The sequence below is a fragment of the Pseudoalteromonas sp. S4492 genome, assembly GCF_005886115.1.
Classification (GTDB): Bacteria; Pseudomonadota; Gammaproteobacteria; order Enterobacterales; family Alteromonadaceae; genus Pseudoalteromonas; species Pseudoalteromonas gelatinilytica.
In genome coordinates this window covers 53217-79667 of the sequence record NZ_PNCP01000064.1, presented here as the reverse complement: position 1 = coordinate 79667, position 26451 = coordinate 53217, and the positions used below count along the sequence as shown (strand labels likewise).

General features: G+C 41.7%; 21 protein-coding genes. 13 read left to right on the top strand and 8 right to left on the bottom strand.

The features are described from left to right. The first annotated feature begins 17 nt into the window (after positions 1-17). Both CWC28_RS19135 and icd read left to right on the top strand, forming a co-directional pair. Complete coding sequence (locus tag CWC28_RS19135; protein ID WP_138625624.1) at positions 18-2699, top strand: 7TM diverse intracellular signaling domain-containing protein; 2682 nt, start codon at positions 18-20, stop codon at positions 2697-2699. A 92-nt stretch (positions 2700-2791) separates the two neighbouring features. Continuing rightward, positions 2792-4057: an NADP-dependent isocitrate dehydrogenase gene (icd, locus tag CWC28_RS19130; protein WP_138625628.1), complete on the top strand. Its 1266-nt coding sequence runs from the start codon at positions 2792-2794 to the stop codon at positions 4055-4057. Positions 4058-4062: 5 nt separating this feature from the next. On the opposite strand, the gene CWC28_RS19125 is transcribed toward icd, so the two are convergent. Beyond that, entirely contained in the window at positions 4063-4506 is a 444-nt protein-coding gene (locus tag CWC28_RS19125; protein WP_063704594.1) for a hypothetical protein, read from the bottom strand. Between the two features lie 111 nt (positions 4507-4617). Beyond that, positions 4618-5565 (bottom strand): LysR family transcriptional regulator, encoded by a 948-nt coding sequence (locus tag CWC28_RS19120; protein ID WP_138625623.1) that lies wholly within the window; start codon positions 5563-5565, stop codon positions 4618-4620. Positions 5566-5670: 105 nt separating this feature from the next. Here CWC28_RS19120 and aceK point away from each other — a divergent pair, with 105 nt between their 5' ends. Genes aceK through CWC28_RS19100 form a run of 4 tightly spaced genes read left to right on the top strand, consistent with a single transcriptional unit; the run spans position 5671 to position 9227 of the window. Beyond that, positions 5671-7500: a bifunctional isocitrate dehydrogenase kinase/phosphatase gene (gene aceK, locus CWC28_RS19115; RefSeq protein WP_138625622.1), complete on the top strand. Its 1830-nt coding sequence runs from the start codon at positions 5671-5673 to the stop codon at positions 7498-7500. A 49-nt stretch (positions 7501-7549) separates the two neighbouring features. Further along, positions 7550-7942, top strand: coding sequence for a hypothetical protein (locus tag CWC28_RS19110; RefSeq protein ID WP_063704600.1), 393 nt, complete (start codon positions 7550-7552; stop codon positions 7940-7942). Between the two features lie 8 nt (positions 7943-7950). After that, entirely contained in the window at positions 7951-8913 is a 963-nt protein-coding gene (locus tag CWC28_RS19105; RefSeq protein ID WP_138625621.1) for a zinc-binding dehydrogenase, read from the top strand. Positions 8914-8966: 53 nt separating this feature from the next. Beyond that, entirely contained in the window at positions 8967-9227 is a 261-nt protein-coding gene (locus CWC28_RS19100; RefSeq protein WP_054561248.1) for a DUF2999 family protein, read from the top strand. Positions 9228-9283: 56 nt separating this feature from the next. Here CWC28_RS19100 and CWC28_RS19095 read toward each other — a convergent pair whose 3' ends face one another. Then, entirely contained in the window at positions 9284-9490 is a 207-nt protein-coding gene (locus tag CWC28_RS19095) for a helix-turn-helix transcriptional regulator (RefSeq protein ID WP_054552938.1), read from the bottom strand. Further along, positions 9491-9949, bottom strand: a complete 459-nt coding sequence (locus tag CWC28_RS19090; RefSeq protein WP_105180793.1) for a hypothetical protein — start codon at positions 9947-9949, stop codon at positions 9491-9493. A 184-nt stretch (positions 9950-10133) separates the two neighbouring features. On the opposite strand from CWC28_RS19090, the gene lepB reads away from it, so the two are divergent. Next, positions 10134-10793 (top strand): signal peptidase I, encoded by a 660-nt coding sequence (lepB, locus tag CWC28_RS19085; RefSeq protein WP_063704606.1) that lies wholly within the window; start codon positions 10134-10136, stop codon positions 10791-10793. An 88-nt stretch (positions 10794-10881) separates the two neighbouring features. Continuing rightward, positions 10882-11694 (top strand): hypothetical protein, encoded by an 813-nt coding sequence (locus CWC28_RS19080; protein WP_063704608.1) that lies wholly within the window; start codon positions 10882-10884, stop codon positions 11692-11694. Positions 11695-11786: 92 nt separating this feature from the next. On the opposite strand, the gene metG is transcribed toward CWC28_RS19080, so the two are convergent. Continuing rightward, positions 11787-13811, bottom strand: a complete 2025-nt coding sequence (metG, locus tag CWC28_RS19075) for a methionine--tRNA ligase (RefSeq protein ID WP_105174320.1) — start codon at positions 13809-13811, stop codon at positions 11787-11789. Between the two features lie 178 nt (positions 13812-13989). On the opposite strand from metG, the gene apbC reads away from it, so the two are divergent. The 3 genes from apbC to CWC28_RS19060 all read left to right on the top strand — a co-directional run bounded on the left by apbC (position 13990) and on the right by CWC28_RS19060 (position 21070). Further along, entirely contained in the window at positions 13990-15069 is a 1080-nt protein-coding gene (gene apbC, locus CWC28_RS19070) for an iron-sulfur cluster carrier protein ApbC (RefSeq protein ID WP_063704612.1), read from the top strand. A 319-nt stretch (positions 15070-15388) separates the two neighbouring features. After that, positions 15389-18040, top strand: coding sequence for a glycoside hydrolase family 16 protein (locus CWC28_RS19065; protein WP_105174318.1), 2652 nt, complete (start codon positions 15389-15391; stop codon positions 18038-18040). A gap of 78 nt (positions 18041-18118) precedes the next feature. Then, on the top strand, positions 18119-21070 hold the full coding sequence (locus tag CWC28_RS19060) for a TonB-dependent receptor (protein ID WP_063704613.1): 2952 nt from the start codon (positions 18119-18121) through the stop codon (positions 21068-21070). Positions 21071-21162: 92 nt separating this feature from the next. Here the strand turns inward: CWC28_RS19060 and CWC28_RS19055 are convergent, their stop codons facing one another. After that, a complete protein-coding gene (locus CWC28_RS19055) occupies positions 21163-21489 on the bottom strand; it encodes a hypothetical protein (protein ID WP_063704615.1) in 327 nt (108 codons plus the stop codon). 281 nt (positions 21490-21770) lie between these two features. Here CWC28_RS19055 and dcd point away from each other — a divergent pair, with 281 nt between their 5' ends. Then, positions 21771-22358 carry a dCTP deaminase gene (dcd, locus tag CWC28_RS19050; RefSeq protein WP_063704618.1) on the top strand — a complete coding sequence of 196 codons (588 nt, stop codon included), beginning with the start codon at positions 21771-21773 and terminating at the stop codon, positions 22356-22358. A gap of 133 nt (positions 22359-22491) precedes the next feature. Next, a complete protein-coding gene (locus CWC28_RS19045; protein ID WP_105180789.1) occupies positions 22492-24987 on the top strand; it encodes an EAL domain-containing protein in 2496 nt (831 codons plus the stop codon). On the opposite strand, the gene CWC28_RS19040 is transcribed toward CWC28_RS19045, so the two are convergent. Continuing rightward, positions 24953-25729, bottom strand: a complete 777-nt coding sequence (locus CWC28_RS19040) for a CLCA_X family protein (RefSeq protein ID WP_105174316.1) — start codon at positions 25727-25729, stop codon at positions 24953-24955. The genes CWC28_RS19045 and CWC28_RS19040 overlap by 35 nt on opposite strands. Next, complete coding sequence (locus CWC28_RS19035) at positions 25729-26328, bottom strand: tRNA-uridine aminocarboxypropyltransferase (RefSeq protein WP_138625620.1); 600 nt, start codon at positions 26326-26328, stop codon at positions 25729-25731. Before CWC28_RS19035 ends, CWC28_RS19040 begins: the two co-directional genes overlap by 1 nt. Positions 26329-26451: the final 123 nt, after the last annotated feature.

Below are 26451 nucleotides of genomic sequence, written 5' to 3'. Positions count from 1 at the left end.
GTACAGGGGTTTTGTGAATGCGGTTAAAGCTGTATTTAAGTACTCTGCTGTTTTTATTGCTATTGAGTGTTTCGGCTAATGCACAACAGACGTTTGTCTACACTGATGCTGTGGCTGATCAAAACCTTCATGATGTTGGTGAAGTGTTTACGGCAAACGATAATATGTTTCCGCAATCGGTGGCTGCGATTGATGCTTGGCGAGCAAGCAAAAAACCGCAATCTCGAATAAGCTCGGTTGGCGGTAGTTATTGGTTAATTGTTGAAATTGAAAATCTAAGTGATATCGAAGATTTAGTGCTTTATCCGTATAACACCTTGGTATCGAAAATAGAAAGCCGCATTTACGATATTACTGATCCAACTGCCCCGATACAGCACTTTGTAACCGGTGGGGTCGAGCCGAATCAATTTGCTTTTCACTATGGTAATCGTTTATCTCTTGAAAAAGGTAAGCACTATACGCTTATCACTTATTTTGAGAGTGACTACTTTTATACTCCCGCAAAGCTGGTATTAACACCTTATCAAGATTATTTTCAAAACATAACCATTGAAAATATGATCATGATGCTTTGCTTTGGGGTGGGTATTGCACTTGGTTTATATAACTTATTAATATACTTGGTTTCTCGTGATGTCACACACCTTTACTACGCGCTATTTACTGCATCCTGGGTGTTTGCTTGGAGCCATTTTTTCCATATTTCGGATCAGCTGTTTGGTTACTATAATCCTCATCTTCATTGGCTCGGCTTTGCCCTCACACCCTTAACCAATATTCTGTTTTACAACAACTTACTCAAACTTAAAGAGACATTTCCCAAACTGGCGCAATTATCCCTGACGGTGGGTGTAATCGCTACTCTGGGTATTCCGTTTTGTATTTTATGGCCAAGCTTTGGTTTTTATTGGTCAACGTTAGTCACCGGTGTCGCTTTATGTTTAGGCTTATACATAGGTATACGCTGTATGCTCATTGGCTTTAAGCCAGCACGCTATTTTGTGCTTGCTTACATTGCCATGATGCTACCGAATATGGTCGGAAATTTAACTAATTTAGGCTTGCTGCCTGCTACCTCCATTAATTTATATTTATTGGGTTTGATAGGCACAGCCATGGACGCCATGTTGCTGGCTTTTGCTGTTGCCGATAAGTTTAGGTTGCTTCACGATGACAACGTAGAGCTCAACAAAAACCTTGAAGAAAAAGTCCATTTAAGAACGTTGGAGCTTGAAGAACTCGCCTCAGAGCTTCGCGATGCGAATGAAGCTAAAAGTCGTTTTTTAGCGAATATCAGTCATGAAATTCGTACCCCAATGACATCAATCATTGGCTATGCAGATGGCATTATGCTCGGGGATATTAAGCCTCATGAGCGCAACCATGGGATTGGGGTTATTTTGCAAAATAGCCGTCATGTTCTTGGCTTAATAAACGATATACTTGATATGTCGAAAATTGAAGCCAATAAGCTAGAGATTGATTTAGTCGAAACAGACTTGTTTGCCACGATTGCCAATATTGAGTCACTTATTGGCAAGCAAATTCGCGATAAGGGCTTAAAGTTCAGTGTTGATTATCAGTTCCCTTTGCCAGACTACTTGATCACCGATCCGAGTCGTTTAAGGCAAATCTTATTAAACTTGACCACTAATGCCCTTAAGTTCACTCAAGTGGGGCGTATAACCTTAACGGTGAGCTGTCATAACGATAAGTTGTCGATAAGCGTAAAAGACACCGGTATTGGCATGACAGACAAAGAGCAACAAGCTTTGTTCAGTGCTTTTTATCAAGCGGATTCTAGTATTTCTCGCCAGTATGGCGGTACCGGGCTTGGCCTTAACATTTCAAAGAGCCTTGCGCAAAAATTGGATGGGGATATCAGCGTTAAAAGTAATGTCGGCTCTGGCAGTGAATTTATTTTCACCATGTCGGTGTACACCACAGATAATACACGTTGGCTCAATGACATGAGCGAAGTGAAGCTTATTGAAACCTCACCGTTTAGTAAGCTTGATGCACCACAAAATTTGAAGGGACGGGTATTACTTGCCGAAGACCATCCAGACAACCGACGTTTAATTGCGCGAATATTAGAGCGGATGGGACTGACAGTGACCACTGTTGAAAATGGTAAAGACGCAGTGCAAGCAACCCTCGAAGACAGCTTTGACCTTATTTTGCTCGATATTCAAATGCCGATTATGGACGGTCAAGAGGCATTAAAAATGATGCAAGCAACCGGGGTTAGCGCGCCAATTATTGCATTGACAGCGAATACCATGAAGCATGAAATTGCCCGTTATATGAAGCAAGGCTTTAATGATTTAATAGCCAAACCAATTGATCGCAATGGCTTTAGTCATAAAATTGCCAGTTACTTAGATTGTGATGAGTTGGCCGATATCAAGTTACCTGAAAAAGAGTTTCAGGCGCTTAAAGATGACTATATAAAAGGTCTTGAAGAACAGTATCGAGAAATGCGCGAGCAATACAAAAATATGGATATAGATGGCTTAAGCAGAAATGTTCATATGCTCAAAGGTGCTGCGAATATGTTTGAGTGTGAAATGCTCTATGTTAAAGCCGTTGCAGTAGATACTGCGCTTAAAAAAGATACCGTCACGCTCGATACGCAGCTTATTGCTTCCTTATTTTGTGCTATGCAAGACGAAATAACCAAGGTAACGCATTGATTGCTTGAATAGCGGCTATTTCTTTGTAAGCACAGACAAATTCGCTATTTCTTGATATTAATATTGTTAAAACACCTTGCTGGGAAGGCATGATGCAGTATCAACATATTTCAGTACCCTCGAATGGCGCGCAAATTACGATTAATAGTAAGGGCCAATGGCATATTCCTGATAACCCGGTTATAGCTTACATTGAAGGCGATGGTGTGGGTCAAGATATAAGCCCGGTGATGCGTGATATTGTCGACGCTGCGGTGAAACATGCTTATCAAGGTGATAAACAAATACATTGGATGGAAGTATTCAATGGCGAAAAAGCAGCAGCGCTTTACGATGGTGACTGGTTCCCGCAAGAAACCCTACATGCCGTTAGACAGTATAAAATTGCCATAAAAGGGCCGTTAACAACCCCCCTCGGCGGTGGTTTTCGCTCTTTAAATGTGGCTCTTCGTCATGAGATGGATTTATTCGTTAACATGCGGCCCATTCGCAGTTATCCGCATTTACCATCGCCCTTAAAAGAGCCTGAAAAAACCCAAATCACAGTAATACGCGACAGCTCAGAAGACGTTTACTCGGGCATTGAGTGGCAGGCTGGCAGTATTGACAACGAACGTATACTTGATTTTCTGTGCCAAGAAATGGGGGTCACTCGACTTCGTTTTGATAACCAATGTGGCATTGGCATAAAAAATAGCTCGAAAGAGGCGGCAGAGCGACTAATGCGTTACGCCCTTAACTTTGCCCTTAAAGAGCACAGTGAATCACTGACGGTGGTGCACAAAGGCAATGTACTTAAATTTACCGATGGCGCTTTTAAACGCTGGGCATTTGCCCTTGCTGAGCAAGAGTTTAACGCTATAGCGCATGAAAATGGTCGTTGGTTAGTGATCAAACGAGACAATCAAGATGATTTAATCATCAAAGAAGTCATTGCCGATAACATGTTACAACAAGCACTGCTCACCCCAGAGCAATTTGATGTGGTGGTAACAACCAATCAAAACGGCGATTACTTAGCTGATATGCTAACCGCACAAGTTGGTGGGGTAGGTATAATGCCTGCGGCAAACTTAAATAATGAAGTGGCTTTTTTTGAACCGACTCATGGCACATTTAACCGCATTGCCGGGGAAGACACTGCAAACCCAACAAGCAGCATTTTAAGTGCGGTCATGATGCTACGTTTTATGGGCTGGCACGAAGCGGCGAATAAAATAGAAAAAGCCCTAGAACAGACGCTTAGCGCAAATGAAATGACGTTTGATTTGGCTAACCTAGTAGCCGGTGCGACGATGCTTAGTTGCAGTGATTTTGCAAAAAGCATCATCGCTCGAATAAGTAACTCAAATAATTAACCATATTAAGCGGCATTGGCGCTTTTAACAGCGTAGACACATGGTTTGCCTGTTAATTGTGCTGCACGTTGATAAATGTGTTCTGCACCAGGTTCGTTGCTTGTCATGCCTGTTAATGTGTCCATTAACGCAACCACTAAAATAGCCGGAACTTGGCAGCAGTATTCATCAAGTACTGCGGTTGTTGTTTGTGCATCAACATGACAATGCGGATGAGTGCGTACAGAGCTATATGCTTTTAACAGCGTGTCTGCTTGTAAAACATCATCATCTTGATGTTTGGTTTTACGGCATTGGCAGCCAAACTCATCAACCATTGTTGCCAGCGTTTGGTAAATTTCTTCGCAAGCTAAATTGCTTTTTTTACAAAGCTGCTGCTCGATGAATGAGTGTAATTGACCATTGATGTAAAGGCCGTCCTGTTGAGTGAATTGCGCTGAAGTTTCCATAATCATTTTCTCTTTGTTTATGTGCTTAACTTCACTCTAGCCCTTCACTCATTATTTATGAAATTATTGTTTTCAATAACTGATATTGATTTAATCAATATTATGTTGTTTTTAGCGATCAGCCACCGTACTGGCAAAGGCGAGTAGCTCTCTGCGCAGCCATTGGTGGGGGTTTGCGTGGTGTAGCAAAGGGCTCCATAACATTTTTACTTCAATAGGTACGATTTGAAATGGCACTGGACTTATTACCAAATCAGTGTGTTTTGCTAATAACATCGCTTGGCGACGAGGTAATGTAGCGATAAGTTTTGGTGATTGGCAGAGTAAACTTGCCACCATGTAATGGCGGGTAAATACACGAATATTGCGGGTTTGTTCTAGTTGCCATAATGCCTCGTCGACCCAGCCGAGTTTTTGGCTGCCGGATTTATTCGTTACGGCCGCTTCTACGCCCCAACCAGCCCGATTCACCCAAATGTGCTCTTGTGCAAGGTAGCCTTCGAGGTTTTGCTGTTGTAAGTAAGGGTTGTCTGGGTGTGTTAAGCAGCAGTAATTGTCGCGCCATACACTGGCTTGGTGGAATGAGCGGGGCAGGCCATTAAAGCGGTTAATGGCAAGGTCGATGGTGCCTTTTTCCATATCTTGAAGGTTAACATCGCTTGGGCTCAAAATATCAAAATTAAGCCCCGGGTTTTTTGCTAGCTGCTGGGTAATAAACGGCGCTATAAGCGTTGATTCAAGGTAGTCGTTTGCCATGATCCGAAACGTTATATTCGCGGTGCTCGGGTCGAATATTTCACTTGGCTGAGTAATTTCTTCGGCCATTTTTAACAGTGATTCTATCTCAGGTTTAAGGCTGAGCGCTTTTGCTGTTGGCGTCATTGTGCCAGCGGCTCTCACTAATAATGGATCATCAAACAAATCTCGCAAACGCTTAAGGGCGTTACTCATTGCAGGTTGAGTCAAAGCCAGTTTATTGGCGGCTTTAGACACACTTTGTTCATCAATGAGGACATTTAAATACACCAATAGGTTGAGGTCGACATGCCTAATATTCATTTGATCAATCTTATTTATTATCTTTATTAATTACCTAAATTAAAGCGCGCTTGCTATTGTGTGTAAACAAGGCGACTAAAATAATCAGCATAAGCGATAAAAATAATGCCACAGCAGAGTTCACATTTGGCTGTTAAATCACACAGCGAACAGTTAAATCAGGTCGTAGCGACTAAGCTTGCCCGTGCGGTGTATGCCGGTTTTGAAGCTATGTTTTCAGAGTTCTTAAATATAACTCTCGGCGCACAAAGTCGCTTTGAGCAGCGCCAATGGCATCAAGTTCAAGGGGCTATGAAATCGCGATTGCAAGTTTACGAAGGGCAAGTCAAAAAGGTAAGCCAAGCGGTAAAAATTATTGCTTATAGCGAAGTAGACGACCCAGCGCTTTGGTTATTAGCCAAACAAATATACGCAGAAATGGTGCAAAGCCACGAAAACCAGCCCATTGCTCATACGTTTTTTAATTCAACCTTCGGCGCAATTTGGGACTCACGAAAAATCCGCAATGTGCACTTGTTTGTATTAAAAGCACGTTATCAACTGGGGCCAAGGCCCTTTGATTCACTGGTTAGCCGCATTTCCCTGCAAAATGGCTTTGAAAGTGCCATCAGCAGCTTGATTAAACGCCATGTGTTTCGCTCACAATACGCTAACTTTGCTGATGATGTAGCCATGTTACAGCGCACCTTGATTGCTGGAGCGAAACAACAATGCCCACAAGTTTATGAGCTGCTAGCTCTCAACGATGGCTATATTGAATACGCTAATTCATTGTTTTTTAGAAATAAAGCCTGCTACATCATAGGCCGCTGTATTGCTAAAAACGGCGATAACATGCCATTTGCGATTGCGCTATTAAACAGTGAAAAAGGGTTGCACATTGATGCCGTGATGATGGGAGCTGATCAACTCAGCTTGTTGTTTGGCTTTGCGCGTACTTATTTTATGGTCGACACTGACCAACCCGCCCGATACGTTGATTACCTTAGTGTTTTAATGCCTCATAAGCAACGCTTTGAATTGTTCAATGCCATAGGCTTTATCAAACACGCTAAAACCGAGTTTTATCGTTACAAAGTTGATACTACGCGTAATAGCCCCGTTGACGATAAATACACACTTGCGCCGGGGACGCCGGGTATGGTGATGCTGGTATTTACCACCCCAGGCTCAGATTATGTGTACAAGGTAATAAAAGATAAATTTAGTGCGCCAAAAACGGCTACCAAACAGCAGGTGATGGCTAAATACGATTTTGTCAAACAAGCTGACCGAGTTGGCCGGCTAGTCGATACCCATGAATTTCGCTATTTAGCGTTTGATTTGAGCCGATTTAGTGAAGAGCTCATACAAACAATGCAACAGCAAATTGGTGACAGCCTTGTGATTTCGGGTAATGCACTTATTTTGCGCCATGTGTATGTAGAGCGCAAAATGACACCGCTTAATTTGTACATCAACGACTGTGATGAGCGAAAACTGCAGCAAGTAATGGTTGATTACGGTAAAGCAATAAAAGAGCTTGCGGGCGCTAATATCTTTCCCGGTGATATGCTGATGAAAAACTTTGGTGTAACTCGTTGGGGAAGAGTGGTGTTCTACGACTACGATGAAATTTGCCCTATGACAGAGTGCCAATTTAGAGAGCTGCCCAAAACCGAGGATTCATTAGATGAACTCAGTAGCGAAAGTTACTTTGATATCGCAGAAAACGACGTATTTCCGAGCCAGTTTAAAATCTTTTTTAGCGCCAATAAGCGGGCGTTTGATCACTTTAATGCTGCGCATCAAGATATTTTTACCGCCACAATGTGGCAGCAACTACAAACAGCTATAAACGATGGGCAATTGCTTGATGTTTATCCTTATAAGCAGTCTTGGCGCTTTTCTTCGATGAGAGCTCAAATGAAAAAATCTCAATCTATAACCGTTTAATAGGAACATAGTGTTAGCGTATGCTGTTCAAAAAGCTAAGGAACGCACTATGAAAAACACACTGTTATTATCGAGTTTATTTATTTCGTCTATGGTAAGCGCCAATCCGTTATTAGGTAGCTGGCAATTTGTTGAAGGCAAATATGCAACCAATGACGGCTATGTGACGGCAAAAGCGCCAGAAATAACTTCAGTTAAACTGATTACACCTAGTCATTTTAGCTATATCACCCAAAAGCAAGGCAACTTTCATTATGCTGGTGGCGGAAAATATGTTTTGCAAGACCAGCAATTTATCGAAACTTTTTCCTATGGTAATGTACCTTCACTACTTGGTAAGACCATGGCATTTGATTACAAACTAGAAGGTGACTTGTGGCATCACACCTTGTATGAAAATGGCAAATTAGTCGAAGCTGAGATCTGGCAACGAATTAAATAGAAGGTGATATGCGTTATATTAAGCACGAAGATTCACAGTTACATTTTGCGCAAACAGATAAACCAGTTTTAAAAGATAACGAAGTTCTTATTGCTGTTGCAGCAATCGGCGTTAATCGCGCTGATTGTTTACAGCGGCAAGGTAAATACCCAGCCCCAAAAGGTGACAGTGAAATTTTAGGGTTAGAATGCGCCGGTACCATTGTTGAGCAAGGTAGTGCAGTATCGGGTGACCTGCTTAATAAGCGCGTTTTTGCCTTGTGTGCGGGTGGTGCTTATAGTGAATATGTTGCCGTTGATGCCGCACAAGTGATGCCGTTACCAGATGAAATGACAATGGCAGAGGGCGCTGCTATCAGCGAAGTATACTTAACGGCTTTTTCTGCCTTATTTCAATTTGGTCAGCTTAAAGCGGGGCAAACGGCACTGATCCATGCGGGAGCCAGTGGTGTCGGTGGGGCGGCAATTCAAATGGCAAAACGCGCAGGTGCTCAAGTGGTGATCACTGCAGGTAGCGATGAAAAGTGCGAACATGCCAAACAGCTTGGTGCAGACCACACCATTAATTATAAAACCACTGACTTTGTAGAGTACTTCAAAGCCAATAATTTACAGGCTAATACCATTGTTGATCCTGTCTCAGGACGCTATTTAAATAAAAATGCTGCCGTTGCAGCAATGGATTGTCAAATTGTAATGTTAGCCTTTTTAGATGCACGCTTTGCTGAGGTTGACTTTGCAAGGCTACTTAGTAAGCGCATATCATTTCATGCATCAACCTTGCGTAACCGTTCGATTGAATTTAAACGTGATTTAAAAGAGCAGTTTATATCGCGATTTTATGATGACTTGGCCAACGGGCTGTTCGATTGCAATATCTACAAAACCTTAAATTGGCAAGAGGCTAATGAGGCGCACCGTATTTTAGATAACAACGAAAACTCGGGAAAAGTGGTGATGTTAGTTGAATAACATCAATTTGCCCATATTATTGGTTTTATTAGTAGTTAAAAGTAAAGGTTAATATGAACCCTATTATTGCAATGCTCAAAGAGCACAATGTAAGTGACGAGAAAGTGCGTGAGCTGTTTCAAGCGTTTATGGAAAACCCAATGATGGCAATGGGTCTGGTCCAACAGTTAGGTATCCCACCAGAAAAGCTTCAACAATTGATGGCATTAGTGATGACGCAGCCACACCTTATTAAAGAAGCGGCTGAATCAGTGGGTATCAGTGATGATGAAGTTGAGCAAGCCAAAGCGCAGTTCAAAAATCAGCAGTCATAAAATTAAATGATACGAATTTAAAAAAGGTTAGCTCTTTGGCTAACCTTTTTTGTTAATTACTGATACGAAAACACGTCGTCTAGTTTCTTATCAAACAGTTGAGCAATCTTAAAAGCCACCTCGAGCGAGGGTGAATATTTACCTTTTTCAATTGCTACTATGGTTTGCCTTGAAACGCCAACTGCCTCTGCCAATGCTTGCTGAGTCATTTCATTATGATGAAATCGAAGTTCCCGAATGGTATTACTGAGCTGTTTTGTCATCTAGCTATCTCTTCGGTATAAATACACTTTGCTGGCAATAGTAATAATTTCACTGACTAAAAAACCAATAATAAGAAAGTGCATAATATTATATAGATCAGAGACCTCAGGTAACAACATACGCCCAGATACGCGCTCAATTTGCGTTGCTAAAAATACACATATTAAGATAATTGCAGAGCAAAACCAGTGACCAAGCTTGGTGCTTTTTAGCTCAATGAGCTTGTCGCGCTCATCATCCCCTAAGTCTGCTTCTTTGTGTTTAATACCAGCAAGCACAGATTGCATAATGATCTCTAAGATCACCGCAACTACAACAACCTTATACAAATAAGACACCATGGTATCTTGGTTAAGATCACCCGCAGCTTGTAGTGAATTAATGCCTAATAGGTAATAGCTTAACAGGCCTATGGTTACCACCAAGGTGCCCCAAATTGTCATTTCTTTGTAGCTCATCGTATCATCCAATGTAAAAAATATTTGACTTGGTGTTAAGTAAACTACTCATTGTTTGCTGTGTCAAATATTTTTAACATCATGTATGGTATTTTTATCATTGACGTATTTCGTTACATTTAGTTGAGAACTAATTTGTACCGCACAAGCTCTTATGAAAACAAACAACAAATAAGGAACGAATATGAACTGGCTTTTGAAGGTATGGAAAAATAACCGCTCTTTGATTTTATTCATCTGTTTGATGAGTGTGTTTAGAAGTGCGGTGGCTGATTGGTATGAAGTGCCAACAGGCTCAATGAATCCGACCATCGTTGAAGGGGACCGAATTTTAACGGATAAAATGGCTTATGATCTGCGTGTGCCATTTAGTCATATTTCGCTAATGCGCACAGATGAGCCAAAAGCCGGTGATATCATTGTATTTGATTCTAAGGCTGCAAATAATCGCTTAATAAAGCGTGTTATTGGCGTGCCGGGCGATACAGTGACTTTAATAGATAATAAATTGATCATTAACGGTAAAGCGCTTGATTACGCATTAACAGATGACAAACAAGAGCAGCAAACACTCATTGAAAACCTTGCAGGTGTTCAGCACGCTATTCAGATATCCAAAACGCCCTCGGTGATGCAGCATTTTGCCCCTGTCGTTATTCCCAGCGATATGTATTTAGCGATGGGCGATAACCGCGATAATAGTGCAGACTCACGAGTGATTGGGCTAGTGCCTCGCAGTGAGTTATTAGGCAAAGCTAAGAGGGTGCTTGTGTCACTCGATTATGATGATTATCACTTACCTCGAAAAGAACGGGTTTTACATGATTTATACTTAGCCCCTTAGCTAAATATCGTCCAAATATTGGCAATTTAGCGTTTTATGTCTCAATATTGATGACATAAAAATAATAAGCCAATAGATGGAACGATAAATGACTGAAAACAAGCGGTTTAGGCCTTTAACAGTTTATATATTACTAAGCTGTTGTATAGGCTTGGTGGCCTGTGGTTCTGGCTCTAACACAGAAAATTCGACGTCCGTCCCAGATACATCAATACCAAATTCTGGCGCTGCCATTGTTGATAACAGTGGTAGTGCTGACTATCAAATTATTATTTATGGCAATAGCCATAGTGCTAAATTAGGTGATTTGCTTGAACAGCTTATTTCCAGTGAGTTAACCAACGCTCAAGTTTCAACACTTACCGTCAGTGGTCGCTTTTTAGATGAAATAGTGAACACATCTGGCAATGTTGAAAAGCTACAGCAAGCCAATTGGACTCATGCTATTTTTCAAGGTCAGAAGTACTCTCAGTCTGGTTCTGTTAATTATTCTACGAATGAGGCTGAGCGATTAATTGCCAGTGCAAAAGAGCTGAAAATAACGCCTATTTTGTTTCCTGAGCATCCTCAACAAGGTGACAGCAAAGAAGGGGAGCTTGTCTATCAATTGCATTTGTCGATTAGTGAAAAAGAGGCAAGCTGTGTTGCCCCAATCGGTTTAGTTTGGGATAAAGCAATTGCCGCATTACCTGAACTTAATTTTTACAGTGCAGATGGTAATCATGCATCAAACGCAGGGCACTTACTGACCGCGATGACTTTTTATGAGGTCATAACGGGTGAGCTTGCCGATACCCTTGCTTACAATGCCGCTTTTGCTATTAGCGAGCAACAACACCAGCAGTTTGGGCAAATAATTACCCAAGTGCTTGCTGAGCACCCTGCATGTCCAAGTTCATAAACTAACTACATCGATGTGAAGCACGCATTAAACACAAAAAAAACGTTGTGCCTAAACACAACGGTTTTTTATAGTAGCTAGTAATTGTGTAATTACATTACACGCATGCCAGGCTCTGAGCCTTCATCTGGGTTAAGAATATAAATTTCTTTACCGCCAGGGCCGGCTGCTAATACCATGCCTTCAGACATACCAAAACGCATCTTACGAGGCTTAAGGTTTGCTACCATAACCGTTAGCTTACCTTCGATATCTTCTGGTGCATACGCAGATTTAATGCCTGCAAATACTTGGCGCGTTTCGCCGCCTAAATCTAGGGTAAGTTTAAGTAGTTTCTCAGCACCTTCTACGTGTTCTGCTTTAGCAATTTTTGCTACACGTAAATCAACTTTAGCAAAGTCGTCAAATTCGATTTCAGGGCTGATTGGCTCTTTAGCTAGTGGGCTGTTTGGATCAACTTTATCTTTCTCAGCAACTAGACTTTCTTTTGACTCTTCAATCATTTTGTTTACTTTATCCATTTCAACACGTTGCATTAACGGTTTGAATTTATTGATTGCGTGACCAACCAGCGCTGTTTGCGCGCCTTGCCATGTTAAACCGTCGTTTAAGAAGGCTTCAACGTTTGTAGCCATACCTGGTAGAACAGGTTTTAAGTAAGTGATAAGTACACGGAACATATTCAAACCAAGTGAACATACATCGTGTGCTTCTTGTTGTTTTGTTTCGTCTTTAATTAACACCCACGGCGCTTTTGCGTCGATGAATTGGTTTGCTTTGTCAGCAAGCGCCATGATTTCGCGAATTGCACGGCTGTAATCACGGTTTTCATAGTGATTTGCAATGCTTGCAGAAGCCGCTTGGAACTCACCTAATAGTGCTTCATCCATTACGGTGTCGCTAAGCTTGCCGTCAAATTTCTTAGTGATGAAACTTGCACAGCGACTTGCGATATTAACCACTTTACCTACTAAGTCAGAGTTTACACGTAGTGCAAAGTCTTCAAGGTTTAAATCAAGGTCAGTGATGCCGTTGTTTAGTTTTGCTGCGTAGTAATAACGAAGATACTCAGGATCTAAGTTATCAAGGTAAGTACGCGCTTTAACAAAGGTCCCTTTTGATTTAGACATCTTTGAGCCATTTACAGTTACAAAACCGTGTGCAAAAACGTTGGTAGGTTTTCTGAACTTTGCACCGTCTAACATTGCCGGCCAGAATAGGCTGTGGAAATAGATGATGTCTTTACCAATGAAGTGGTAAAGCTCTGCATCTGAGTCTTCGCGCCAGAATGCATCAAAATCAATCCCTTTTTTGTCGCACAGGTTTTTAAAGCTCGCCATGTAGCCGATAGGCGCATCGAGCCACACGTAGAAGTATTTACCCGGTGCACCAGGGATTTCAAAACCAAAGTAAGGTGCATCACGGCTGATATCCCACTGCTGTAGGCCATCTGCAAACCATTCATCAAGCTTGTTCGCCATTTCTTGTTGAATCGTACCTGAGTGTAACCACTCTTTTAGCATGTCTTCAAAAGCAGGTAGGTCGAAGAAGTAGTGCTCCGAATCTTTTAAGATTGGCTCAGCTCCCGACATTACAGAGCGTGGGTTAATAAGTTCAGTTGGGCTGTATGTAGCACCACAAGAATCACAGCTGTCACCGTTTTGATCCTCTGACTTACACGTTGGGCAAGTACCCGTTACAAAGCGATCTGGTAAGAAGATACCTTTCTCTGGGTCGAAAAGTTGAGAAATAGTATGCTTTTTAATGTGACCCGCTTCATTCAAACGGTTGTAGATTAACTCGCTGAAATGACGGTTTTCTTCACTGTGCGTGCTGTGATAGTTATCAAATTCAATGTTGAAATCAGCAAAGTCGCGTTGACGTTCAACACTGACGTTTTTAACCATCTCTTCTGGCGTGATCCCTTGCTTTTGCGCATTAAGCATAATTGGTGTGCCGTGAGCATCATCCGCGCAAACGTAATAGGTTTCATGACCTTGTTGTTTTTGGAAACGCGCCCAAATATCTGTTTGGATATATTCTAGTAAATGGCCTAAGTGAGTCGGGCCATTGGCATAAGGTAATGCGCTAGTAATCAGGATCTTTCGCTGTGCCATAATCATTCCGAATTGAGATTAGTTCGATGCAAATATGCTCGAATATCATTATTTAATACATTGTAAGTTGCTCATAGACAACTCAAAGCAATGATATTATCTAATTGTCTGGTTTTAATGCCTTGAATGTTACATAATTCCGCAGCACTTTTCATCAAAGAAACGCTAATTTATTGCTATGTTTGGACTGTCAAAACTATTCTCAAGTAAATCGGCTGAAAAAGCGCCTATCATTGATGCCTTAGCCGCCTATCGTAGTAACGCATTTGCCATTGGCATTGAGCAAGACTGGCTCGAAGAGCTTAATCAAAACAGCGATAAAAGCTGGCAAGTCAAATTAAACCTCCCTTTTGCAGGCTTGAGTGAAATAAACGACATTGAAAAATTTGTCACCGATAAACTATCAGTGCCTGTGTCAATTAGCGCTAAAGTGAAATTACCTAGCCTATATAGCTTTAAGCAAATAAAACATATTGTACTCGTTGCTTCGGGTAAAGGCGGCGTTGGAAAGTCAACCACAGCAGTGAATCTTGCCTCGGCTTTAGAGCAAGAGGGTGCCAAAGTGGGTATTCTCGATGCCGATATTTATGGCCCGTCTATTCCATTGCTTCTGGGTCTACAAGGGGCAGAGCCGAAAACGGCAGATAATAAAAATTTACTTCCTTTTGAAGCGCATAACCTCAAGGCGCAATCGATCGGCTTTTTAGTGCCAAGTGATGACGCAACCGTTTGGCGCGGCCCAATGGCATCGGGAGCACTCAATCAGTTAATGAACGAAACCGCTTGGGGAGAGCTTGATTATCTTATTGTTGATATGCCTCCAGGTACGGGCGATATTCAGTTAACCATGAGCCAAAAAGTGCCAGCAAGTGGTGCGGTGATCATCACCACGCCTCAAGATTTAGCCCTAGCCGATGCACAAAAGGGCATTGCTATGTTCAATAAAGTGAACGTCCCTGTGCTTGGCTTAATTGAAAACATGAGCTACTTCTTGTGTGGCCATTGTGGTGAGCCCAATCATGTATTTGGTAAAGATGGCGCTGTAAAATTAGCGCATCGTCATGGTGTGCCTGTACTAGCGAATATTCCGCTGGCCATTGAAATTCGTGAAAGCTCGGAGCAGGGTGACTTAATTGCCAAAGATAATACGGCGAAATTAAGTGAAACCTACAAAACCGCGGCTCGTGTGCTTGCTAGTAGCTTGTATTATCAACAGGCGCACACAAGCGCAGTTGAAATTGTCATTACTGAAGATTAATTGTTGCAAAGATCTTGTTAATGGGTTTTTCTTATTAACAAGATCTTGATTGCTTCTTTTGTATTAAATTCACTCTCAAACCCCATTTTTAGCCGTATAAAGCCTGTATTTTCGTTAAACATGTCTAAAAACAAATTCGCAGTAAATGTTAATATTTTATTGACGTTTTAATAACCGTGACATACTCTAATGAAAGCGCTTACATTGTTGGGCCTTTTTATTTGCCTTCTCATGTAAGCGCTTACAATTGACTGATTAAAATAATATTCATATAGATCAGTTGAGTACTAACAAACACATAATGTTAGGGTTCAATGCAATGAACAAATTCAAAACACACTTAACACAACTTGCAATGGCGCTTTCAGTAGCGACATTAGCTGGCTGCGGTGGCTCTGCCACAGATACAAAAATTGATACAATTGATACAACTGAACCCGTTTCAGACTGGGTCATGGTTTGGGAAGATAACTTTGATGGTGATGCCATTGATGAAAATAAATGGAGTTTCGAAATAGACTGTGCAGGTGGCGGTAATAACGAAAAACAATGTTATACCGACAGTGAAGAAAACGCCTTTGTTGCAGATGGTATTCTTAATATCGTTGCATTGCCTGCAGAAGACGGTGCTGCAAAGCCTTATACATCTGCACGTATCAATACTCGCTACAAAGCCGATTTTAAATATGGCCGCTTTGAAGTAAGAGCAAAACTACCAAGCGGTCAAGGTTCTTGGCCTGCGTTTTGGATGATGCCAACCGACGAAGTATACGGTGAGTGGCCTCGTTCAGGTGAAATCGACATTTTAGAATCAGTGAATTTAAAAGTCGAAAATGATGATGGCTTAGAGTCAAATATCTACGGCACGTTACATTATGGTCAAGCGTGGCCAAATAATGATAGTAGTGGTCAAGCATACACCTTCGCGCAAGATTCAAATCCGGCAGATGACTTTCATACTTATGCGATTGAATGGCAAGAAGGCGAAATTCGTTGGTATGTAGATAACTATTTATACGCAACGCAGCGCCAATCAGAATTGCTTTACAACGCAAGCGGTGAAGCGCTGGCTCTTAAACATAAGGGTTGGTACACAGAGTATTATGATCAAACAACTGGTGAGTTAACGACTTTTTGGGACGCTGCACCATTTAACCAAGAGTTTTATTTAATTTTAAACTTTGCGGTAGGTGGTGATTGGCCTGAAAACGTTAATGCCCTTGGTGTTGATGCAAGTGCATTCGAAAACGGTCAAACTTTTGAAGTTGACTATGTACGTGTTTATGAGTGTTCGCAAAACCCAGACACAGGTAAAGGTTGTGAAACCGTCCGCCCTGGCTACGACGATTTAGAAGATGCACTTGTACAAGGTGCAGCGCCGGCGCCAACACCACCAAGTGATGGTACTGTTACGCCGCTGACTATTTTTGATAGCAGTTTTAACCCTAACTGGCCTGCATGGGACTGTTGTGGTGGCACAACGCCAGGGTTAGTTGAAGATGCCGACCGTGGCAATGTGGTTGAGTTTAGTGTGGGTGCAACGGCTACGGTAAATGGTTTTATCAGCCGTGATGCCTTTATTACCGATGAAAACGGTGAAGCCTCGCCTTATGATGCCAGTGCGATGTTAGAAGACGGCTATGTAACGTTTGATATGCAAGTAACGTCTTTACCATCAACGCCTGACGCACCGTGGTTATTCAAAATCGAAAGTGATGAAGGTGCGACAGCTGTTGAGCTAAACCTAAGTGCAAGTACTGAAGGTGTTAGCCCAGTTGCTGGTGAATGGCAAACTTATACTTTCCCACTGCAAACATTAGCTGATGCGGGTTTAAATGTATCACTGATTGATGTGATCATGATTTTCCCTGCGTGGGGTCAAGGTGAAGGTGCAGTATACCGTGTTGATAATGTTGAAATTACCAATGGCGGCACAACAACATTGCCTTCATTAACCTTATTCACCGATGAAACGAATCTTGATTGGCCGCTGTGGGATTGTTGTGGTGGTTCAACACCTGTTGAAGTAGTCGACGACGAAGAACATGGTGTGACTGCTGAATTCTCGATTGGTGCAACACCTACCGTAATGGGCTTTATCAACCGTACTTCATCAGGTGGTAGTGGTACGCAGTTTGATGCATCAGCACTGGTTGATGATGGCATGTTGCAATTTGAGATGAAGATCACCTCTTTATCATCAACGCCAGATGCGCCTTGGCTGTTAAAAGTTGAGTCAAATGAAGGTGCAACAGCGGTTGAAGTTAACCTAAACACAAGCACAGAAGGCGTTGACCCTGTAGCGGGTGAATGGCAAACCTATACATTCCCAATCAGTACTTTATTAAACGCTGGTTTAGATGTAAGTGCGATTGATGTCATCATGATTTTCCCTGCATGGGGTCAAGGTGACGGTGCTGTTTACCGTGTTGACAATGCACGTATCTATGCTCCAGAGCAAGAATCTACAGCATCAGAGCTAACGCTATTTGCTGAAAACGTGGCAGATCTGTGGAGCATTTGGGATTGTTGTGCAGGGAGTACACCAACAGTCGAAACGGATGACGAAACCCATGGCTCAGTGGCAGAATTTCAAATTGGTTCTACCGCTACGGTAATGGGGTTCCTAGCTGATGATGGCGTGAGCTTTGATGCATCGCACTTGTTATCTGAAGGTGTGGTTCGTTTTGAGATGAAAATTGTGTCAAATGCCAGTAACCAAGATGCACAGTGGTTATTCAAAATTGAATCAAACGATGCAGGTCAAGCTGTGGAGCTTGCGTTAAGTGCAAGCCAAGAAGGTGTCGAGCCTGTGGTGGGTGAGTGGCAAACCTATACGTATACACTTGCAGACTTACTCAGTGCAGGTCTTGATATTAGTGCAATCGATGTTGTCATGGTGTTCCCGTCATGGGGGATGGGTGAAGGTGCGGTTTACCGTATCGATAATGCAGTAATTGCAAACCCGTAATTAACATTGGCAACAAGTGATGGGTGCTGAATACGGCACCCAGTATCCATGACAATATATTGCAAAAGCAGGTAAATCATGAAAAGCACAAAATTTATTAAAACACCTCTTGCAGCGTCAGTTGCGATGATCTTAACCGCAGGGCTAGGCACTATGTCTGCTTACGCACAGGATGAGCAAGAGAAGGCTGATAACGAAATCGAAGTTATCGAAATTAAAGGTATTCGTGGCAGTATGATCCGCGCCATGGATATGAAACGCGATGCAACAGGTGTTGTAGATGCGATTTCAGCCGAAGAAATGGGTAAGTTCCCAGATACTAACTTGGCTGAATCATTACAACGTATTACCGGTGTATCGGTGAGTCGTTCTAACGGTGAAGGGAGTGAAATTACAGTACGTGGTTTTGGTCCTGAGTTTAACCTTATCACCCTAAATGGTCGTCAAATGCCGGGTACGGGTTATACGCGTTCTTACGCCCTTGAGAACATTGCCGCTGATGGTGTTAGTGCACTTGAAGTTGCAAAATCGGGGCAAGCAGATGTACCAAGTGGTGGTCTAGGTGCTACGGTAAATATTATTACTACGCGCCCGTTAAATAGCCCAGGTGAAAAATTTAGCTCATCAATTAAAGCGATTCACGATTCATCTAATGAAGCGGGTGATGATGTAACGCCTGAGTTTTCAGCGATGTACAGTAACACCTATGCTGATGATACATTTGGTTTTGCGGTGTCTTTCTCGCACCAAGAGCGTGACTTCCAACAACAAAATGCCAATATCCAAGGTTGGCAGGCCAATGTTGATTTACCAACACTCGATGAAGGCGATTACATTGATGCTCGCCCAGTTGATAGCGACGGTAACCCAACAGGTAATTACTTCTTCCCGAAAGACATGAACTACAGCATTGCTGATGTTGAACGTGAAAGAACGAATGGCCAAGTAACGTTACAGTACTCACCTGTTGAAAACTTTACAGCGACGGTTGATTACACCGCAAGCCGTGCAATTACCGGTGTAAATACCGTGGGTTGGGGTATTTGGAATGAGTTTGGTAGTAATATCAATGGCTATGAGCTTGATGAAAATGGTACAGCGATTTATGCCGACATCAGTGGTAACGATGGCTCATTTACAGCTAGCCGAGGCACCACTGAAGTTAAAGCGCGCTCAATTGGTTTAAACCTAGAGTGGCAAATTAACGATGAGTGGGAAGTTGAGTTCGATTATCATGATTCGAAAAACGAAACAGATAATGGTGCAGATGATGGTTTAGGTTCAACAGGGCAAATCATTCTTGGCTCAGATCAGTTAAAGAGTAAAGTGTATGATTACCGCACTGGAGAAATTCCACACGCCTACGTTAACTGGAACAACGGCACAACGGTGCTAGATCCAAGTGAAATTGATTCAAACTTCAGCCAGTTTAGCTACTCACCAGGTGAGTCTAAGGTAGAGCAAGCTCAGCTTCACACAACGTGGTTTAATGAGCGCTTTGAAATTCCGCTTGTTAAAGTGAAATTTGGTGCGGCTCACACCAAGCAAACGATGGGTGGTTTTACCGCTTGGAGTGGTCTGCGTGGTGGTCCGGGCTTTAACCCATCATTCACTGAAATCTTCCCAGACGGCATGTTCACTTATAATGATACTGGCGACATGTTAGATCAGTTCTCTGGTGGTGGTAGTGCGCTTGAGCCTAATTATTACTACACCTATAGCTTTGAAGAAGCGTTAGCGCGTCAACTTGCTTATTTAAATGAAGACTTATTGGGCGATAACCAATATTCAATTGACCCTTTCTATGATGGTATCGACAGTGAAAGCTACGTAGAAGAAAAAACGCAAAGCTTCTATGTGAACAGTTTATGGGAATTTGAAGTTGCAAATTACTTTGTCCAAATTAATGCAGGTCTTCGCTACGAAGATACTGATGTAACCAGTACGGTTCGTCAACGTGTTGAAAGCCAAGTGAACTGGGTAAGTGCCTCTGAGTGGATCATGCAGTACGAAACTGGTGGCACAGATAACTTTTATCAAGAAGAAGGTAACTACGATATTTGGTTGCCGAACATTGACGTAAAAGTTGAAATTACAGACGAGTTAGTTGGTCGTGTTTCGTGGGGTAAAACCATGGCACGTGCGCCGCTGGGTAATTTGGCTGGTGGCCGTAGCTTAACGGGTAGCCCTAAACCGGGTGCTCGGACAGGTAGCCAAGGTAATACTAATTTGTTGCCATTTGAATCAACAAACCTCGATTTATCGCTTGAGTACTACTACGGTGAAGGCAGCTATGCATCGGTCGGCTACTTCAAAAAAGACGTAGATAACTTTATTCAAACGCAAATCACTGAAACAACCATTGATGGTTTATACGATATCTTAAATGGTCCACGTTACCTTGAAGCTGTTGCATCTGTTGAAGCGCGTGGCGAGCAGGCTACGAGTGACGCTGTTTTCAATGAAATGTTGGCATTAGGTTATGGTAATGCGGATGGTGCCATTGAGCCAACGAGTTCTGATCCATTGATGGTTTGGAATATTTCTCAGCCACAAAATACAGATAGTAAATCAGTTGATGGCTTTGAAGTTGCTGTACAACACTTGTTTGGTGAAAGCGGCTTTGGTTTAGGGGTTAATGCCACGTTTGTTGATGGTGATGTTGAATTTGATGTAGCAAGTTTAACTCAGCAAGCTCCTTTATCTGGCTTAAGTGATTCAGCGAACTTCCAAGCCTTCTATGATAAAGATGGCTTATCAGTAAAAGTAACTTACGCATGGCGTGATTCGTACTTAATTGGTGTAGGTCAATCGCAAGGCTCATCTGATGCGCCGCCACAATTTGGCGATACCTACGGTCAATGGGACTTAAGCGTTAACTACGACATTAACGAAAACATGACCGTTTTCTTTGAAGGTATAAACCTTAACAACGAAACTGAGCGTGGCTACGGTCGTTACGAAGAGCAGTTCTTATTTGCTCGCCAGTACGGACCGCGTTACACAATCGGTGCCCGTTATAGCTTTTAATATGTGATCCCCAAAGGAACAAAAGCCGCTCAATGAGCGGCTTTTTTTATTAAAAACGTGATTTTCAAAAAGTGACAATTAATAACACGGGTTTAGAAAGGTTTCTTGCGATAAAAGAAGTAACTCGAAAAATAGCAAAAAAAGGCAATGCCAGGATTAATTAATAAATTAGGCATAAACACAATATCGGTTTCACCAAAACAATAGAAGTAAAAGACAATAGTGAGTAATGAAGGCAGTGGGAAAAAGAATGTTTCGTTTGCAACTAAGCCAACCACCGACCAGCTAGTTAATAGTAATGAACCGATAAAAACGAGAAAGCCATGCCATAAATCATGCTTTTTAGCGTAATGTTTGGCAATTAAAATAGCGGCAACGCATGCTGGCAATGTTATTACGGATAAAATGACGTAATCCATAACAACTTATCCTCATTCTCCTTATAATCGGGGCATTAAAACAAAACTCAGTACTTCAGATAAATCAGAAAGAGCTGATCTTATTACCTGAGATGGCTTATCTTATTTAGTTGAGAATTATTCGCGCAACACGCTGATGATTTGTGTAATATATGGCACACTATAGCCACCCCATTTGGCTTTGCTGATACACACTCGATTTTTGGTGTGTTTAGTTTAAAGCTTAGCGTGTTTTTTCAACTTAAAATCATATGTTTAAGTTGTATTAGGTAGAATAATAAATGAGATTATCAGATACCCATATTCAGCAGTATATTGACGAAGGCCGCATTGTTATTGAGCCAACACCGAGTAAAGAAATGATTTCAGGTGTGACGGTAGACTTGCGTTTGGGCAACAAGTTTCGAGTTTTCCAAGATCATACCGCAGCCTATGTTGACTTAAGTGGTCCAAAAGATCAGTTAAATAAGGCGATGGAATCAATCATGAGTGACGAAATTGTGCTTGCTGATGAAGAAGCATTTTTCCTGCACCCAGGTGAACTGGCACTGGCAATTACCCATGAAAAAGTCACATTACCAGCAGATATTGTTGGTTGGTTAGACGGTCGTTCATCGTTAGCTCGCCTTGGTTTGATGGTACATGTTACAGCACATCGTATTGATCCAGGCTGGTCTGGTAATATCGTGTTAGAGTTTTATAACTCAGGTAAATTGCCATTGGCGCTTCGCCCAATGATGAAAATTGGTGCCATGAGCTTTGAAACCATGACAAGTCCTGCAGAAAATCCGTATAACACGCGTAAAGACGCAAAATATAAAGATCAAAATACGGCGGTTGCAAGTCGTATCAGTGATGATAATAAATAATTAGAGTTTGTGTGGCTTTCGGGCCACATAACATTTTGTTACTGAACTTTTTACCTAATTAAATCCTGCATAATTGGCAATTTAAGCGTATTCCTCCCATACTTTTAGCTGGTGTTTAAAGCACGGAGCTAAAATGCATTTTATTGGCAAGCACATCCATCGGGTTGTTAGAACGCTGCCCATAATAATGTGTTGTGTATTTTTACACAGCGTTAGCACTTTTGCTGCCAGTGATAATGCCTCGGTTTGGCTGCTTGACTCCCCCGAGCCACTTGCCAAATTAAGTGGAACCCTGCAAGAATCACTACAAAATGCTAAACAGCTGAATGCACTCGAAAGCAGTTCTATTCGTCTTGCCCCGCAAACATCCCACTGGTTAATAATCGATTTATTCCAACTACCCGACAATAAAAATTACGTTGTCTATCTTGGTGAGCCTAACTTAACCTGGGCAAAGTTTTATCTGTTAGATGAAAGTTATCAGGCGACTGATGATCAGCGGCTCGCCTCACTCGAAAACTTATCAAATGTGCGACCACATTGGTTAATAGAGCATAGTCAAGGACATCGCTGGGCATTGGTTAACTTTGAGCACGATAGGGCACTGACTTTAGAAGTTGGGGTTGTTGCTGCAAAAGCGTTCGAAATAAACCTCCATCAAATCATATTAAGCTATGGCGCAATCTTAGGCGTCTTAATTTTATGTATGTTTGTGTGCGCTGTTTATTTTTTTGTATCGCAGCAACCAAAATACTTGGTGCTGAATGCGTACTTCGTGTTGGTTTGTATCGGATTTTTGATTGATAACGGGTTAATAAACTATCTCGTTAATGGTTTAGATTGGGAAGCAAAATGGCCCGTTAATGAGTTTGCATTATGTTTTGCGAGCTACTTTTTATATCACTTTCTAGCAATCCATACCTATAAACCTCGCTTTAAAAAAGCGTGGCAAGCTATGATGGTTTGTTTACTCAGTGCAGCCGTGTTGTCATCACTACTGCCTCAATTTAATCGCCAATGGTTATTTATAGTTTCATGCATCGGGTTTTTAAGTTTTGCAGCTGCTGTATTTTTGCGTTTAATGCAGCGTAAAAATAGCCGCACTCATCTGCGTTGTTTTATGCTTCTGACAATTGTGACTCAGGTATTTAGTCTATTTATTTGGAATGGCTTTGGTATTGGTTATCATGGAGTTCACAACACCATTTTGCTTATCACATCACTGGCGATATGTTCTGTGCTGTTGTTAAAAGATCGTCAGCAAATTTCTGCATTTAGTTATTCTATGCTGCATGATGCAGACACTAAACTGCCAAATAAGCAATTTTTACTCGCGCAAATGGTGAAGAAAGTATCGCAGAAACAACACTTTTCAGTTTTGTTATTTAAACCTCATGTACTTTCAAACGCGCGTTCTACATTTGGTTTTGAGCAAGCCAATATTTGTATAAATGAAAGGTTAAGTATCTTAAATACTCAGCTACAGACCATGAATGCATTAAAGCTTGAAATTCAAGCCAGCAGGAGCGCATGGCTTGCTCACGTTGATGACAGTACATTTGGTTGCTTAGTTATTGGTGAATTAGAGCTCAGTCATATAGAGCAGTTTGCATGTTTGATCCATGGGGTCTTTGAAGAAGGGCTCACCCATGAAGATATTAACTTAGTCGATAGTGTTGATATTGGTGTTGCTTATTACCCGATGCATGGCAATACCGCAAAGCAAATATTGCAATGTGCAATACAAGCAATGACCGAAAAACGCCTACAAGGTGAGCGATGGCGCATGTTCGACTCAGAGAGTGCGCGGCTTTCTGAACAAAGATTATCCATTGCTGCGGCGCTTAAAATGGCGATAGATGAAAACCAGTTAAGCTTACATTTTCAGCCACAGATTTGTTTGAAAACAGGCAAAGTAGTGGGCTGTGAAGCATTGCTGCGATGGCATCATCCTGTATTTGGTGCGGTGAGCCCTGATGTGTTTATTCCAATTGCAGAATCAGCAGGGGTGATCAATCAACTCACAGAGTGGGTGGTTGAAAATGGTATCCAGTGGCAAGCGAAGTTTTGCAAACTGATACCCGATCACGTTATTTCTATTAATATTTCAGCAAAAGATCTATTAAATAAAGACCTACCTGTGCTGTTAATCACCATTTTAAATGAGCAAAAAGTGCGTGCCGAATCCGTGATGTTAGAGCTGACTGAATCAGCCACTTTGGAAGAAAGTAAAAAGATTAAAGCCACACTTGATGACTACCGTTTAATAGGCTTAAAACTCGCGATTGATGATTTTGGTACTGGCTATTCTTCACTTGCTTATTTAAGTCAACTTGGCTTTGACGAAGTGAAAATAGATAAGCAATTTGTGCTAAATCTGCCGTTTTCAGTAAATGATCAGAGTATCTGTCGAGCAACCTGCGACATTGCTGCCACTCTGGGCGCGCAGGTGGTTGCTGAAGGTATTGAAGACGAACAAAGCTTAGCAATGCTGCAAAGTTATGGCTGCGAGTTTGGACAAGGGTATTATTTTTCAAAACCGCTTTGTGCAGATGACTACTTAGCTTGGATAAGCGATGTGCAGAAAGTTGAAATTAGCCTTGATGCAACAGCAAACCTAATTGATTAAAGTAATTCAGCAGTGCAGAAAAGCAGCGCATTGTATGCTGTTCATCTGGGTAGATTAAGCCACTTGTCGATAACCCACTCACTAAAAAGCTATTTTTTATATCAGGGTGCATGGTAATGCACTTTTCAAAACAGCGGGCAGCTAGCTCCTCAGGCATACTCATATATAGTTGTTTTACCTGCTTATCAAAAGCGATAGATTGCTTAACGAACTCATTTGGATTTGCACCTGAGGTATCTAAAAAAACCTGATGGTAAAATTCATTTAAACGCTGATTTAGTGGATGGCTTAAATTTGGTGACTGTTCGAGCCACAGCGCTGAGCAAAATTGCATGCTCTTTCTGCTCTTAAATAAATGCTGACAAATATGGTGATCAAACGCATGAAACCATTCGTGGGCGAGAGCGCCACCGCCAGCATTTTTAGCTAGCGCAAGAGTTTGGCTGTGGGCATTGTAATGAGCCTGCACACCTTTTTGGCCACCATGACCAAAGGCAAAATTAAGCTTACCCCTAAGGCCAATCGCTGTTGGTGGCAAAGTCAGAATTTGTGCAAGATCAGCTAAGGCATCGTAAATTAAATTTGCTGCTAAAAGCCGCTCTTGCTTATTAACCCAATTGCCAACCACCATGGTACGAAAACCAAAGGTGTCGCGAATATCGTCAAAATCAACTTGATCATCAAAGCGGTAATCTGGACCTTGACGATGAAAACCTGCGCTAAGTCGTTTTGATACACGCATTATAAATAGCGCGCCTTAACATCATCTGGCATATGTTGGGTTTGCTTATCGACCAGTGCCGCTAATAATCTGTATAGCGGTGTTACATCAAGGCCTTCAATCAGTTTTAGGCTATGAGCAACAGCTTCTAAAGTAGATAAACTATCTGCGCGTGGTGCTTTACGAATGACGTATTTGTTTTGGGGTAGTTGTTTAAAACTCACAGCTTGAAAGCCTTGAAGGCTAGGAGTTAATTGCAATATTTTGTAAGCTTTTTTCCACGTACCATCAATCACGATTAAATGGCTCAAAGACTGTTTGAAAGCATTTGAAGTGGCTGTGTGCTCATCTAAGCATAATGCATCATCAGCAGGATAAAGTACCGCGGTTGTTGCTTTTGGCAATGTTGCAAGCTGTAAAAAGTCTTGTTCTGACTCACCAGCAAAGATCTGGCAATTTTCTAAGCCTAAATTCAGCAAATTAGCGGTGTTCTTAGTAACTTTTTCCTCACTAGGGTGGCGTAATATAATGATTTTTAGTTTATTATTGATTATGCTTATTGAATCACATAAACAGGTTTTAACTGAAAAGCCACAATGTGAGCACAATTCTCTAGCCATACAAACTCAGGTGTAAATCAAAACTATGCCTAGTATACATGAGCTTAACTCGCAAAGCAGGTTTGCTTTTTGGCTATGAACCGCTAAAGTTGCGATTTATATAATTACGTTTTTAATTAAGGG

Excerpts from the sequence above, each read along its gene's own strand:
- metG (WP_105174320.1), bottom strand. The coding sequence starts at position 13,811 with ATGGCACAGCGAAAGATCCTGATTACTAGCGCATTACCTTATGCCAAT.
- CWC28_RS19035 (WP_138625620.1), bottom strand. The coding sequence starts at position 26,328 with ATGGCTAGAGAATTGTGCTCACATTGTGGCTTTTCAGTTAAAACCTGT.
- CWC28_RS19065 (WP_105174318.1), top strand. The coding sequence starts at position 15,389 with ATGAACAAATTCAAAACACACTTAACACAACTTGCAATGGCGCTTTCA.
- apbC (WP_063704612.1), top strand. The coding sequence starts at position 13,990 with ATGTTTGGACTGTCAAAACTATTCTCAAGTAAATCGGCTGAAAAAGCG.
- aceK (WP_138625622.1), top strand. The coding sequence starts at position 5,671 with ATGCCACAGCAGAGTTCACATTTGGCTGTTAAATCACACAGCGAACAG.
- CWC28_RS19045 (WP_105180789.1), top strand. The coding sequence starts at position 22,492 with ATGCATTTTATTGGCAAGCACATCCATCGGGTTGTTAGAACGCTGCCC.
- CWC28_RS19040 (WP_105174316.1), bottom strand. The coding sequence starts at position 25,729 with ATGCGTGTATCAAAACGACTTAGCGCAGGTTTTCATCGTCAAGGTCCA.
- CWC28_RS19055 (WP_063704615.1), bottom strand. The coding sequence starts at position 21,489 with ATGGATTACGTCATTTTATCCGTAATAACATTGCCAGCATGCGTTGCC.
- dcd (WP_063704618.1), top strand. The coding sequence starts at position 21,771 with ATGAGATTATCAGATACCCATATTCAGCAGTATATTGACGAAGGCCGC.
- CWC28_RS19120 (WP_138625623.1), bottom strand. The coding sequence starts at position 5,565 with ATGAATATTAGGCATGTCGACCTCAACCTATTGGTGTATTTAAATGTC.
- lepB (WP_063704606.1), top strand. The coding sequence starts at position 10,134 with ATGAACTGGCTTTTGAAGGTATGGAAAAATAACCGCTCTTTGATTTTA.
- CWC28_RS19100 (WP_054561248.1), top strand. The coding sequence starts at position 8,967 with ATGAACCCTATTATTGCAATGCTCAAAGAGCACAATGTAAGTGACGAG.
- CWC28_RS19125 (WP_063704594.1), bottom strand. The coding sequence starts at position 4,506 with ATGGAAACTTCAGCGCAATTCACTCAACAGGACGGCCTTTACATCAAT.
- CWC28_RS19135 (WP_138625624.1), top strand. The coding sequence starts at position 18 with ATGCGGTTAAAGCTGTATTTAAGTACTCTGCTGTTTTTATTGCTATTG.
- CWC28_RS19095 (WP_054552938.1), bottom strand. The coding sequence starts at position 9,490 with ATGACAAAACAGCTCAGTAATACCATTCGGGAACTTCGATTTCATCAT.
- CWC28_RS19090 (WP_105180793.1), bottom strand. The coding sequence starts at position 9,949 with ATGAGCTACAAAGAAATGACAATTTGGGGCACCTTGGTGGTAACCATA.
- CWC28_RS19110 (WP_063704600.1), top strand. The coding sequence starts at position 7,550 with ATGAAAAACACACTGTTATTATCGAGTTTATTTATTTCGTCTATGGTA.
- icd (WP_138625628.1), top strand. The coding sequence starts at position 2,792 with ATGCAGTATCAACATATTTCAGTACCCTCGAATGGCGCGCAAATTACG.
- CWC28_RS19060 (WP_063704613.1), top strand. The coding sequence starts at position 18,119 with ATGAAAAGCACAAAATTTATTAAAACACCTCTTGCAGCGTCAGTTGCG.
- CWC28_RS19105 (WP_138625621.1), top strand. The coding sequence starts at position 7,951 with ATGCGTTATATTAAGCACGAAGATTCACAGTTACATTTTGCGCAAACA.
- CWC28_RS19080 (WP_063704608.1), top strand. The coding sequence starts at position 10,882 with ATGACTGAAAACAAGCGGTTTAGGCCTTTAACAGTTTATATATTACTA.